We start from the raw sequence: 13,052 nt of genomic DNA, 5'->3' as shown, positions 1-13,052 counted from the left end.
ATATACCCAAAGGCTTTCGGACGATAACCCGCGAATGTTATGCACCGGTAGAGCCCATGAATATTTATTGTATTCCTGGTTAAGCATACCTACTATACGACGGCAAAATATTTTTGTCCTTAAAAAATCACGAAAGAAAATTGAGTAGGGTATAGCACATATGATCAATGCAGAATTAACAGCATGTGCAGGCACAACAGTAACAGGTTGTTACGATTGCCATGGAGTGGGTTGGCAATTGATAAAAGTAGCTCGTTGAAATACTTGTATTGTGGGAACTATTGCGTTTCATATATATAGTTCAGATGACTAATGAATCACAATATTATCCTAAATCTAATAGTCCACCAAATAAATAGACTAATATTTTTATTATATTTTTTAAAACCATAAAATCTTTAAAGTTGCTGGTGCAGGAATTTAAAACCATTGTTCTTTATTACAATTCAAATCCTCTTTGTACATTTCGAATACCTTGAATGTTTTGACTTTTTTGTTTTTAATAACTGGCCTCTTATCTTTAGACGCGAAAAATAACCCCGAATGCGACCCTATAGATACGTGATTTTTAAGTTATACAAATGGGCTTTAAGAAGACCTAACGATACTCCGGTTTTCAATGTTTTGTTTACTTTATTCATAACTCATTTCTTTCAGTATGCTACATTGGTAATGGTTGTACAAACGCGATTTGGAAGTCGAGGGCATTTGTTGCCGGCTAATAAAGCGGCTATTCTCCTGGGATATCTTTTTTTTATGCTTTTGTTCTCCCTGGTAATGTACAATAAGAAACGATGGAACGGTTATTTGCAGGAGTTTGAGAACGAGAGTGAAGAGGATGCAAGAAACGGAACATGGTTTGTTTTAAGCTATTTAAACGGATCGATCTTGCTTTTCTTTGGTGTCGCAATCCTTTTAGTATATTTCGATTGAACGCCGCACTAATAGTTTTTGGCAACCTGATACAATAGTCAATAATAAACCCGCTTTGGAAGCGGGTTTATTATTAGTAGACAAGTAATCGTCAAATATCTCCTTTATACATATTGCTGTCACTATGGTTTTAAGGAAGAGTGATTTTAAGTATTTGTCCTCCGCCGATCGCCTTTGGGCTGAATCCCCAGTTGGATACATAAAGATTTCCATCTGGTCCCATGGTCATACCGGTAGGCAGAGAAAGGCCACTTGCAATAACGCTCATGCTGCCGTTTGGATCTATGCGCAATACCTTTCCAAGTCCAGGAGTGGGGAACGGTGCGCCGTCTGTCATTTCCAGCACATACATTCTGTCTCGATCGTCAAATACCAATCCAAGAACTGTGTTAAGGCCTGTAGCCACTTCTTTTATTTGTCCTGAAGGCGTGATCTTAAAAATTTTGGAAGCGCCACCGGGGATAGGGAAAGGGTTTAGATTACCCACGTAAAAGTTGCCATGATAGGACAATGCTGTTGGAACAATATGTCCCTGGCTTGCAGAAATATCTATAACACGGCTAATGCTGCCGCTGGTAGTTACCCTGACAAGTTCCCCGTGGTTGGGCTCGAGCGCATACAGGTCTCCCTGCAAACTCATCATACTATACCATGTGCCGTCGGGCTCAAAATCATCTGGTTCAGGGTTCGCTACAGGGTGCGCCATCTGCCATGCGCTAAGATTGGCTACCATCCACCATTTTCCGCTGCTGGCATCTACCTTAATAATGCCGTTTGGAACTTTTGGAACGCCGTGCGAACATCCCGCTCCAGCTAGCAGTGCATATAGTTGGTTGCCTATAAAAGCAACGTCAGCTACGCCTTCTACATCGCCACCAATAATTTCATTCGCACTGCTGGTTGGTAATGAATCTGTCACTGTTGAGCGAACGCCCCATGCGTTTACTTTAGAAATACGACCGCCATACAAACTTCCCTTATATGGACCTACCGGAAAAACAACCTGGGCGCACTGGTCGGTTATTGTAGTGCCGCCCACGCCACCTTCCGCAACATAAAGATTTCCGTCGGGGCCCCATTTTAGTCCTCGCGGATTATTGAAGCCTGTAGAAAATACAGAAACTGAACCCTGAATGTTTTCAGTGGGTTTTGCCTTGAGCAATTCCACTCTTTCATTTGTGTTTTGCTGATCTGATTGTTGTGCTCCTTTCTGACAGGAATAAAACGTAAGTGCAGCAGGAATGCCAATCGTAATCAACCTGATAAAACTTTTCATATTTGCCTCCTGATAAATTGGTGAATAAATAAAACAATACAAATAGTGACAGAACAGGACAAGGTCTGTGATGGACATTGGGCTTTACGTATGAGGAGATTGTCTTCTCAATGCAGAAAAAGAACAGCAGTATATACGAAGCAAAAATTCAGATTGTGATCAGAAGTAGAGGTAAAAGCTACTCAATTTTATAATGATAATCAAGTGGTAATTTTATTTGGTGAAAAAGAGTGCTGCTAATGCAGATGACTTTTTACGCGTATCAACTGAATTTCAGGTTCATTCCAGGCTTATTGTTCCATGATATAAAATGTAAACCCCGCTGATTTGCGGGGTTTACTTTTTATAAAAATCGCATATAGATGGGCATGCGCTAATTCTTTAAACGTGTCGTCAATTCCTCAATAAATCCGTCATATTTTTTTAGCACCCGGTTAAATGCATGAAATTGTTCGTCTGCACTAAATGCGGTGCCTGACCTGCCAGACTCTTCGGAAACAAACTTCACCTTGTATGCAAGAGGATCCTCTGATGATTGTTTAATGATCAGTCGGATGCGAACGGTGTTTGCTCTGTAAGTGCTGCCGTTCCAGGATGTGCGGAGATAACCGGCTTTTTCATCATTGTTTTCCAACACATCAAACTTGCCAAGCACTGTGCTTACGATCTGTTTCCATGCGTCATCTTTACTGCGCCCTGGTTTAACATTGATTAGTATCTCATTGTTGGCAATATCTGTTTGAAAACTCGATGTGTAAGATTCATCAGCCTGCAATTGTATAATCTGTGGAAGGCGGCTCAGACATTCCTTTTTTATCACAGTAAGTTCTTGTCTCCTGGATATAGCCTTCAAGTTTTATCTCTACGGTTACACATTCTTTTTTTGGAACGGTTACTGTTATTTTTCCAGAACCCATCAAAACGCCATTCACAAATATCTTGGCCGTTTGTGGTGACGTAGTAACAGTTACTTTTTCAGATGCAGAGGCGTTAACGAAAAGCAGAGATAGAAGCATTGAGAAAACGGGTAGAAGGGATTTCACTTTCATTTTGATTTTGGTTGTTGATTTAAAAACTGTATTTATTGAATCGTTTTGAAAAGTTGTAACGAAAAACTGAGCAAATATTGACTGACTAGTTTCTATGTTTGCGGAAGTTTGAAATTAAGCTTGTTAGTATGAGAAACCTCCCTTGGTATTGAATACCATCAGCACTTTGCTCGTCTCAAGCTCGCTTTTATTGGTGCCACCAATTTCCGGAGTAATGTTATTTTGGATGCAGTAATGTCAACAACCTTGCGTTGTTTAACGGAGGAACCCAGGTAAAATTTGTCCTGTGCAGATACATTTAATCCATGCAGCAACGATGTCAGAAGCAAGGGCTTAAGGCTCAGTAAATCCATAACGGTATTTAAAAAAGGGGCTAAAATTTGTGGTGCTCTACGCCTGAACAATATAGAAACTAATTGCCATTAAAGCAAAAAGTAAGTGTTTTTTAATCTGGCAGAAAAGCCTGACCACGTTCTACCCATGCGATGGAACCGGGTTTTCCCATTCCATTTTCAAGGCAGCATTATAACTAATTACCATCGACAGAAATGTTTTCCAGTTGGTAGTATCTCCATTAATTACAAATTGTTTGGAATTTTTTGCTGCAGCAGTTATTCCTCCAATTATTGCTCCACCGGCCAAACCTAGGGCTGCAAATATGGCTGCTGTTTCTGCAGGCGAAACAACTGTTTCAGAACCGCCGCTTGCTGCGCCGCCAATACCACCCAGGATTGCTCCCGAAGCAGCTCCAATACCAGCACCAAAGCCTATATAATGACCATTAGAATGTTTGGTTTTAAAAGAGCCAATGCCTCGCGGCAAATGAGATAATGATATTGTTGCAAAATACCCGGGTATTATAACTTTTCGTTACCGTTTAGTAACACACTATAAGCGCTGGAAGATTTTTATTATATTAGAAAAAAGTTGAATCTTTTTATAACACTATTAAAAACCTCCAAAATTAAAGAACATTAAAATGGAATCAAATCAAACAAACCCAACCACTTTCCTTTCAGAAGATGGCATGTCTGTATTTTACAGAAGCTGGAAATCTGCTGACCAACCAAAAGCCGTGGTCGTAATAGCGCACGGGTTCAACTCCCACAGCGGGTACTACGAATGGACGGCACAACAGTTAGCCTCGCAGAATTATGCGGTGTATGCAATTGACTTTCCCGGACGTGGACAGTCAGATGGCGAACGATATTATATTGCTGACTATAACTCGTTCGTAACTGAACTTGACAAACTGGTGGACATTGCCCAGGCCGCGCATCCCAACTTGCCTACATTTTTATTGGGGCACAGTGCAGGCGGCGTACTGTCTGCTGTTTATACATTGGGTTATCAAAACAAATTGAACGGTTTCATCTGCGAAAGCTTTGCATTCCAGGTGCCTGCGCCTGAATTTGCGCTTGCTGTTTTGAAAGGACTGAGTCATGTCTTTCCTCATGCACACGTATTGAAATTAAAGAACGAAGACTTCTCACGCGACCAGGAAGTGGTTGATTTTATGAATAGTGATCCACTTATCGATCACGAAGTGCAGCCCACTAAAACCGTGCAACAACTTGTACTTGCTGATGAAAGACTTAGGGCCGAAATACCCACCATTACACTTCCGCTGCTTATAGTACACGGCACTGCTGATAAAGCTACCAAACCGAGTGGCAGTCAGTATTTCTACGATAACTCATTATCGCAAGATAAAACGCTGAAGTTGTATGAAGGACATTATCACGACTTGCTTAACGACATAGGCAAGGAATTGGTGATGAATGATATTTTGGATTGGTTGAACGTTAAAACGAATTGATAAACTGCCTTGACATTGGGCTGGTAAGAAATAAATGGGCAAATAGAACCTGATTTCTATTTGCCCATTCTATTTGATCATAGCCGCAAAGTGAATAATGGTATAGTCTACACTTATGCAGCCTCGTTTCATATTTTTGTCAGATACGATTGTTTTAACTGAAGTATAAGAAACACTCTAAAGCAGCTCTGCTTAAAAAAAGCGAATCGTTTCTCCGATGAAATTCATTAGCTTGATTTTGTTTTGAAATAATTATGAAAAAGATTTTTCTTATTGCCGCAGCAGTCATTCCGGGTACATTTTCTATCTATGCGCAGATCACAAAAGCCGCACGCAACCTTTATAAAAAAGAAAGGTACAAGCTGGTGTGGGCAGACGAGTTCAACAAGAATGGAAAACCCGACACCGCCAACTGGGGCTACGAACATGGATTCGTGCGCAACGAAGAGGACCAATGGTATCAACCGGATAATGCCTGGTGCGAAAATGGAAGCCTGATAATAGAGGCAAGAAAAGAAACTAAAAGTAATCCACGTTATGAAGAAGGCAGTCGCGACTGGCGGAAGAGCAGGAGAGAAATCAATTACACTTCTTCGTGCCTTATAACCGCTAAGAAAAAAACATGGACATATGGTCGCTTTGAAATGCGTGGCCGTATTGATATAAGCAGCGGCATGTGGCCCGCATGGTGGACATTGGGTGTTGAAAAAAGATGGCCCGCAAACGGCGAAATTGATATTATGGAATATTACAGGGGAATGTTGCTGGCAAACCTCGTAACACTTGGTCGTGGAGATAAACAGGAGTGGCACAGCAAACGTTTTGCTACTGATTCGCTCGGCGGCGAAAAATGGGCATCACAATTTCATACATGGAGAATGGATTGGTCAGCAGATTCAATAGTGCTTTCTATTGACGGACATACACTCAACAAAATAATAACAGATTCGGTAGTGGATAAAGACGGAAGTGGTTTTAATCCATTCAAACAACCACACTACATGTTGCTGAACCTCGCTATTGGCGGGCAAAACGGCGGTAACCCAGCAAACACTTCTTACCCGAGGCGTTTTGAAATTGACTTTGTAAGGGTTTATCAAAAACAATAAATCAAAAATTGGTCAAAGTAATTTTCGGTTGTCAAACATAAAGTGCGCAGATCATTTGCGAACTGCTCAACAACCTTTTCAACGAACGACTCGCTCCGCTAGAAAAGCTATTTTTCACTATTAGTAAAGTTCTCGTTTACTACCATTTTATTAAATGCTTTCCATCGCTCGGCGTCTCCGTAAATTATGAAATGTTTAGAATCCTTAAATGGGAGCGTCAAGGCTCCAAGTGCACCTCCAACCGGAACGCCTACTATCAGGCCCATCAATGCGCCTTCCGCCGCCGTATATCCCAAAAACTCATCTGGATCAGCCGATGCAATTCCGTAGGTTACAAATCCCACTGTGCCAATACCTGCGCCAATACCCAAATTATGAGCCGCGGAATGCTTGGTTCGAATGGCACCAATATCCTTTACCCGAATAGTATCATTGCCTTTGTCTCCGGCAATAATGACTAGTGTATCCGTAATGGCTAATATAAATCCTTTGTCTACTTTTTCCCCTTCGAAATTGTATACCCGTATAAAAAGTGGTTTTTGTGCACAGATGCTATAACATAATGTAATAGATACCAGCAGCGCCAGGAGTTTCATAACGTTAGGTTTGTGGGGTGAATAGGGTTGTCTTAAAGCCGATCCAGGGAAGGATAGGTGTTTGTCGTATTACAGCAGGTTGAGGAAAGCAGTAATTTCTGTTATTTTCCAGCGAAGCATCCAATGCTATCTAAATATACAAAAGCCCACGATTAATTCATAGCGTATTTTTCGGATAGCAATATGGGTAAGTCTAAATTCTTCGCGACGAATGCAGCAACTTGTACAGCAAAAGATTTTTCATCTTTGAAATAGATCCTGTCGGCGAATTCTATTTCCATTTGGAAAATGGATTCGACGTCAAATTCGAATTATAATATTTAGCATCATCCGTTACCTCTTGTAAAATCCAGTCGGGCAATTCAAATTTTTCATCCTCATTATCCAGTTCTATTTCAGCCACGATCAGGCCCGCATTCGCATCATGAAAAACGTCTACTTCCCAAAGTTTGCCCATGTAATGAATTTCGTAACGGGTTTTCGATAGCTCACTTTCCGAAAGCGTATCCAGCATTTGTGTCGCCTCGGCTAAGGGAATTTCATACTCAAATTCACTGCGTGTTGCGCCCTTCGATTTTCCTTTAATCGTCAAATAGGCTTCTGCACCGGTTGTCCTTATGCGTATTGTTTTATTTTCATCTGTTGAAAGATAGCCTTGCCTATAGCGCTTGCCGGCAGGCTTTTCAAGCGAGTTCCACTTTTGGTGGTCGACAAGATATTTCCGTTCTATTTCTAGTGGCATGATGGGTTTAAAGTTATTGTTGAAAACTATACGTACATGAAGGATTCCCATTGAGGTTTTATTTTCAAAAGCTTCAATAAATAGGGGACGAGCGCAATAAGCTCGAGCCTTATCGAAAAGCCACCGGTGGAGCCTATAACAGGAGAAAACATTACAAGCGGGCAAATTGTAATTCCTATAATAGCGTCCACTATTCCAATTTTAATTGCCCAGTCTTTTTCTTTCAGTAACCCAAATGCGGTAATTCCTTTGATTGCAAAAATCGCTGTAATTATGATACCAGTCAATGAAAACGGCTTATTTGTTTCAAGCCCGTACAAGGCCAGTTTGGCATCATGTTCCGATACTCCTAAAACCAGTACTATTGGCACAAATAAGCTAAAAATCAAAAAAATCCATGCGAATATTTTAATCCATAAAGGCAGCATTTTTTTCCTTGGTAATGCGTTTTCGGGGGCGAGTTCGTGGGTAAGTAGGTCTATTTGATTTTCTTGCATGTTTATCAGTTTATATATTAAGGTTAAACTTTTTCAAAACCTCCATAAAGGAATTGAATCGGCCAATAATATCACCGTTGCTATTGATAACTACATAGTATGGTGTGCCACTTACTTTCAGGGCTTCCGTAATTTTATTTTTTGATGCCTGCAGGTAATTCGGCCAATCGTATTTGTTTGCAGAAAGATATTTTTCCCATTGCTTACAATATTCATCAGTAGCAATGCCGATCACTTCAATGTTTTTCGCAAGCAACTGATTATATTTTTTTGCTATTATTTTGTGTTCTGCTCGGCAAGGTGCGCAGCCGAGGAACCAAAAATCCAAAACATAATAGTCTGCTTTGTTAAGAGTCAGAAAAGTCTTTGTGTTCTGTTTTCCAATAAAATCAAAATCCGAAATATTCAGTCGATCGGTTGACAAGACACTTTTTATTCGTCCTTTAACAACGGGAAAGCATGAGAACCATGAAAATTTGTCGCCTTGTTTGGCTAGCGTTTGCATTAGCAGATCAACTTTGCCTTTACTGTTTTGATTCAGGTTTAGATAATACATCGCAATCCACAAAGAAAACGGATTGTCTATATTGGCATCTATTCTGTCAAGGAGAAATCTGTTGATTTGAATGGTATCATTTCGTGTAAAATAGTCATCATATTTCGCATGAAAATTTGCCACATAGTTGAAGAACCGGGAATTAATAACAGTATCGATTTTAAATGTTGTTGAGTCCAAATGTGCATGGATTTCTATGTTGCCGGAATCCAGCCAGATTTGGTCCCAAAATTGTCTTTTTCCTACATAACAACCGATATTATACAGATCGATATTACTTGTTTTAGTAAAATTTAAATTGACAGTATCCCGATAAGTTGAGGTAAGTTTCTCTTTCTGACTAATATCCATGGCATATACTTTCGCAACCTCTTTGCCTGCGGTGAGTATTAATGTTATATTGGTTTGGGAGAAGCCTTTAAAGCAGAGTGTAAACAGAAATAACAGTAGGGTAAGGAGTCGCATAATTCGGGTTTGTAATAGCACGCTGTCACCAGAATGACACGCGATGGTTTAGGTATTTACGGATAAACTTACTAAATAATACGGAAAAGAAACAGGGAACGTCAGTTTGAAAACAAGAGTATGTATCAGGCATTAAACTGCCTCAAATGATGATCGCTATGCTTATACGCCAAAATACCTACCTGCTCCCTAGTCATTCGTCCAAAAAAGGGATGAACAAAACTGCTGTCGCCAAATTGCTCATATTCTTTCATCAGGTTGATCCACTTTTTCTTAAGCTCCTCTACGTTTCCATTTGTTTCCTTTATTCTAAACTCGGGAACAGTCGGCACATTTCTGCGAAAAGGAGTTTCGTCTTTTATAAATCCTTTTAATGCTTTTTTTCCAAAAAGTTTTCCGAGAAACGATTGCTTGTAAATCCTTTTGCTCAATGCCATTTCTTCCCACTGCACACAATGTGCAAGCATTTGACTGACATTCATTTTACCCCATTCACTTTTACTGCTTTCATTTACGTGGCCGATTCTTTCAATCAATTCATCTCTTATTGATTTATCAAATATTGTCTTCATTAAAAAAGTTATTTGTCAGTTGTAAAGAAAAAGATAACGGTCGGGCCGGCAGAACCAGTTTTACCCCGCAGACAAATCTAATCAACAAACCCGTGCTATTATAGTGCAAATGCGACAATTACAAGGGCGTCCTTCGACAACAGCATGAGTACAGTTGTTGGATCAGGCTGGTCAAAGCCTGTCCGAACCGGTTTCATCCGTGCAGATCATCACAGTGATTAAAGAACATTAAAAAAGTAAATGCAAATAGATAGGATGCATTTTAAACTTCTATTCATATAAATTATCTAACTCCAGCTTTCTAATCCGCGCCACAATAGCGCCTTTTGTGCGGCTAAAGTGTTTTGCCAAATCAGGAAGGCGCGTGCCATTGAAATACATTTGGGTCAGCTCTTCGTCAAGTTCCTCAGTCCACGGTTTATATGCGACCTTGTGTACCTCCCGCATTTTATCGATTGAATAAGCTTTGGCGTTTCCGGCTCCCTTTTTGATCGCCACTTTTGGTTGTGCGGCGGTTCCTGTTTTTTTCTTTTCTTCCTCCGTCAAAGGTTTTATGACATGAATATGGGAAGAACGTGGAAATTCCTTCGGAACAAGTGTTTCCGGAATATATAGTGTGTTTTTTGCCCGGGTTACGGCAACATATAAGAGATTGATCTCTTCGTTGAGTTTAGCAACATCAATATCCAGGCCTTCTTTCTTCTTCCTTTCTAATTTTTCTTCGGAGATAAAATCGTCTACGATCTGAACTGCATCGTACTCCATTCCCTTACAACGATGAACGGTTGAAAAGATCATCTCCGCATTTTCTTTTTCATCATTGCCAATATGCTTGTCTTTAATCGCTTTAATAATGCCCGGAATTTCATCTCCGTATTCTTTTACAATTTCAACCATCATTCCAAGTTGCGGGTCTTCCGTTTTTTCTATATAGTCTTCCAACTCATCAAGGTCTTTCATTCCATTGATTAACTTGTCCCTGATAAGATGACGTTTCCCGTTATATAAGTTCAGAACATCGTAAAGTGAAGCGCCTTCATCTGCATACGTGTAAGAGTTGATGTTGCCTTCAAAATAAATGTTCTTAACCTTTTTCTTCTCTGTTACATATTCAATGGCTTTCAAAAGCAAGCCAAGATTTGTTCTTGCAATTACCGCTTTTGATTTTACTTTACCAGCTGTTCCTTTTCCTGTAATAGTAAATTTTGGTTCTTCGCCAATATGTTTTTTCCATTTCAATACCTCCATTGCAAGAAGTGCAACATCCTGCGGAAAACGAAAACTGGTTGAAAGATAGTGTGTGTCGAAGTTGGCCTTCTCAAGAGAGTTCACAGCGTAGCGCCAACCATAAATTTGCTGATGCGTGTCGCCCACAATTACTTTCGTGGCTTTTTGTTTAAAGAAAACATCAAGCATCGCTGATGAAGCATCTTGCCCTTCATCAAATAAAATATAATCGTAGTGAAGCGTTGGATTGGAAAGCTGAAATTTCTTGAGATAAAAATCATGTGTGATTTCAATTTCACCTTTATCCATTTTGCTCAAAAACAATCGTGTTTGTTTCTCAATATAACTGTAAAAGGTGGTTACAAATTGTTTAGCCTTCTCGTCGGAGATGGTGTCGAGATAATTTAACTCCTGTATTTTTAGTTTATTGCTGTTTGAAAAGTAAGCGATGAATTTGTTGATATGATTGGCAACAATATATTCAGCGTGTTTTTCTCCATTGCCTTGCAGGTTCAGTAATTCGGCTATTTCGTTCGTTTTGTAGCCTTGCAGTTTTACTTTGTAACCATGTTTGAAAACAATGTGTTTATACGCGAGAGAATGCGCAGTTTCTACTTTTACATTGTCAATCCCCAAATCAGCAAACCTTTTTTGCGCTTCCAGTTTCACCGATTTATTGAAAGCAAGATAAAGTATCCTTGCGCCTTTCGGACGCGTCTTTGCATATTCAATGACAGTCGTTGTTTTACCCGAGCCTGCAACGGCATTTATTTTGATGTTGCCAGATGACTTGATGATATTTTGTTGTTCAGGTGTAAGCTTCATTTTTTAAAAAACGTTTGTTATTATGCTCTTCTCAGCCCTTGAATTTTATTCCTTTCATAATGCAAAAAGGAAACCAGATACATCCTTTGTCCATTCTGTTCGGTACTTAGTCAAATAGTTTTCGTGCCCTGATAGCTTATAAGTTTTTAGTATTTTTTCACCTGCAAGATTTTTAAAAATAGCATCAATTTCCTGCCTGCTTACATTTTTATCTTGCTCACCATATAACAATAACGTCGGGCAGGTTATACTCTTAGCATAATCGACGGGATTGTGACCAAATGCCCAAAAATTGTTTTGAACACCACCCCAGAAAACCAGGAGGCTGGCGATGGGAAATGTTGGCACGTTCATGTTTTTAAATCGCGCCGAAACCGTTTGATACATTGTTCCGAAGGGGCATTCAATAATAATTGCTTTTGGTTTCAGGTCGTAGTCTTTTATAGCTTTCATAATGGCTACTGCACCCATAGAGGTTCCAAATAAGTAAATGTCCTTTATACCCTTGCTCTTCAAATATTCATAGGTAGTCCAAACTTCTTCGGCTTCTTTAAAACCAATGGTTGTTGTATTACCTTCGGAGCCGCCGCTTCCCATAAAATCAATCAAAAAAGTATTGTATTGCAGACTGTCAAAAATCGCTGCTTTGTCAAGCATAGATGACTTTTCTCCCCCCGTATCCATGGCAAAGAATAACAGTTCCTTTCGTGAGATATGTTTTTGTCGAACCGCGGTTGTTTAAATACCAGCATTCAATTTTCTTGTTACTTTGAAGCTCAATAGTTTCAAAGTAACCGGCGGGTTTCATTTTAGTTACCGGCTTTGGATTATCAACTCCTAAAAACAACGTTTTTATTTTTTTTGCAAAAGTCAGTTGCTCTGGCCTTTGTGTCTTTTCGATTTTGCTATTACTAAAGTGCGTGAATTTGTATGAATGGAAAATTGCGACAACATTCATTATTACAAAAGCGATAGCCAATGTCGAGGCAACGCGACTTAATATTTTTCGTCTATTTGTCAAGCGTTTTTTATTGTTGGAAATTATCTTCATAGAATAACTGCTATCGGGTAAATTTAGTGCAATTCAACGTTTCGCATATTAGTGTAGTCCAATACTTCCGAAATATTTATTAATCTCATGCGAACTTGTTCAATAAATCGAAACGCCTTGCTCGTATGGCAGGAGGCGCATTCAATGTGTCTCTACGGAACTATTTCTTAACTAACGCGAGCAACCCGTTGTCCAATAATTTTATTACAGCATCCGGCATTTTCAAATTCTCAAATCGTTCAATTTTCAAATTATTTCATTTCGCTGGCGCACCTTCAATTTTCAAATTTTCGAACTCATATATTTTCAAATTACCTTGCGCTTTCGCTTTTTAA

General features: G+C 39.6%; 14 protein-coding genes. 3 read left to right on the top strand and 11 right to left on the bottom strand.

Features of this window, described 5'->3' with window-relative positions:
- The first annotated feature begins 543 nt into the window (after positions 1 to 543).
- Positions 544 to 933 carry a hypothetical protein gene (locus QJ048_RS12705; protein ID WP_282334737.1) on the top strand — a complete coding sequence of 130 codons (390 nt, stop codon included), beginning with the start codon at positions 544 to 546 and terminating at the stop codon, positions 931 to 933.
- A gap of 130 nt (positions 934 to 1,063) precedes the next feature.
- Here the strand turns inward: QJ048_RS12705 and QJ048_RS12700 are convergent, their stop codons facing one another.
- The 4 genes from QJ048_RS12700 to QJ048_RS12685 all read right to left on the bottom strand — a co-directional run bounded on the left by QJ048_RS12700 (position 1,064) and on the right by QJ048_RS12685 (position 4,080).
- Positions 1,064 to 2,209 (bottom strand): ScyD/ScyE family protein, encoded by a 1,146-nt coding sequence (locus QJ048_RS12700; protein WP_282334736.1) that lies wholly within the window; start codon positions 2,207 to 2,209, stop codon positions 1,064 to 1,066.
- A 373-nt stretch (positions 2,210 to 2,582) separates the two neighbouring features.
- Positions 2,583 to 3,029: a hypothetical protein gene (locus QJ048_RS12695; RefSeq protein WP_282334735.1), complete on the bottom strand. Its 447-nt coding sequence runs from the start codon at positions 3,027 to 3,029 to the stop codon at positions 2,583 to 2,585.
- The gene (locus tag QJ048_RS12690) at positions 2,974 to 3,258 is read right to left on the bottom strand and encodes a PEGA domain-containing protein (protein WP_282334734.1); all 285 of its coding nucleotides are present in this window, start codon (positions 3,256 to 3,258) and stop codon (positions 2,974 to 2,976) included. Before QJ048_RS12690 ends, QJ048_RS12695 begins: the two co-directional genes overlap by 56 nt.
- Before the next feature lie 474 nt (positions 3,259 to 3,732).
- Positions 3,733 to 4,080, bottom strand: coding sequence for a hypothetical protein (locus QJ048_RS12685; RefSeq protein ID WP_282334733.1), 348 nt, complete (start codon positions 4,078 to 4,080; stop codon positions 3,733 to 3,735).
- A 157-nt stretch (positions 4,081 to 4,237) separates the two neighbouring features.
- Here QJ048_RS12685 and QJ048_RS12680 point away from each other — a divergent pair, with 157 nt between their 5' ends.
- Together QJ048_RS12680 and QJ048_RS12675 are read left to right on the top strand one after the other, a co-directional pair.
- Positions 4,238 to 5,077, top strand: coding sequence for an alpha/beta hydrolase (locus tag QJ048_RS12680; RefSeq protein ID WP_282334732.1), 840 nt, complete (start codon positions 4,238 to 4,240; stop codon positions 5,075 to 5,077).
- Positions 5,078 to 5,331: 254 nt separating this feature from the next.
- Positions 5,332 to 6,186, top strand: a complete 855-nt coding sequence (locus tag QJ048_RS12675; protein ID WP_282334731.1) for a glycoside hydrolase family 16 protein — start codon at positions 5,332 to 5,334, stop codon at positions 6,184 to 6,186.
- 107 nt (positions 6,187 to 6,293) lie between these two features.
- On the opposite strand, the gene QJ048_RS12670 is transcribed toward QJ048_RS12675, so the two are convergent.
- The 7 genes from QJ048_RS12670 to QJ048_RS12640 form a co-directional block, all read right to left on the bottom strand.
- Positions 6,294 to 6,782 (bottom strand): hypothetical protein, encoded by a 489-nt coding sequence (locus QJ048_RS12670; RefSeq protein WP_282334730.1) that lies wholly within the window; start codon positions 6,780 to 6,782, stop codon positions 6,294 to 6,296.
- A gap of 271 nt (positions 6,783 to 7,053) precedes the next feature.
- A complete protein-coding gene (locus tag QJ048_RS12665) occupies positions 7,054 to 7,524 on the bottom strand; it encodes a CYTH domain-containing protein (protein ID WP_282334729.1) in 471 nt (156 codons plus the stop codon).
- A gap of 26 nt (positions 7,525 to 7,550) precedes the next feature.
- Positions 7,551 to 8,021 (bottom strand): hypothetical protein, encoded by a 471-nt coding sequence (locus QJ048_RS12660; RefSeq protein ID WP_282334728.1) that lies wholly within the window; start codon positions 8,019 to 8,021, stop codon positions 7,551 to 7,553.
- A gap of 10 nt (positions 8,022 to 8,031) precedes the next feature.
- Positions 8,032 to 9,042, bottom strand: a complete 1,011-nt coding sequence (locus QJ048_RS12655; protein WP_282334727.1) for a TlpA family protein disulfide reductase — start codon at positions 9,040 to 9,042, stop codon at positions 8,032 to 8,034.
- Between the two features lie 125 nt (positions 9,043 to 9,167).
- Entirely contained in the window at positions 9,168 to 9,614 is a 447-nt protein-coding gene (locus QJ048_RS12650; RefSeq protein ID WP_282334726.1) for a DUF1569 domain-containing protein, read from the bottom strand.
- 270 nt (positions 9,615 to 9,884) lie between these two features.
- On the bottom strand, positions 9,885 to 11,666 hold the full coding sequence (locus QJ048_RS12645) for a UvrD-helicase domain-containing protein (protein ID WP_282334725.1): 1,782 nt from the start codon (positions 11,664 to 11,666) through the stop codon (positions 9,885 to 9,887).
- 54 nt (positions 11,667 to 11,720) lie between these two features.
- Entirely contained in the window at positions 11,721 to 12,323 is a 603-nt protein-coding gene (locus QJ048_RS12640) for an alpha/beta hydrolase (RefSeq protein ID WP_282334724.1), read from the bottom strand.
- Positions 12,324 to 13,052: the final 729 nt, after the last annotated feature.

The organism is Pinibacter soli, from assembly GCF_029961145.1.
GTDB lineage: Bacteria > Bacteroidota > Bacteroidia > Chitinophagales > Chitinophagaceae > Pinibacter > Pinibacter soli.
Note: the sequence above shows the minus strand (reverse complement) of the source record. Positions and strands in the feature narration are given on the sequence as shown.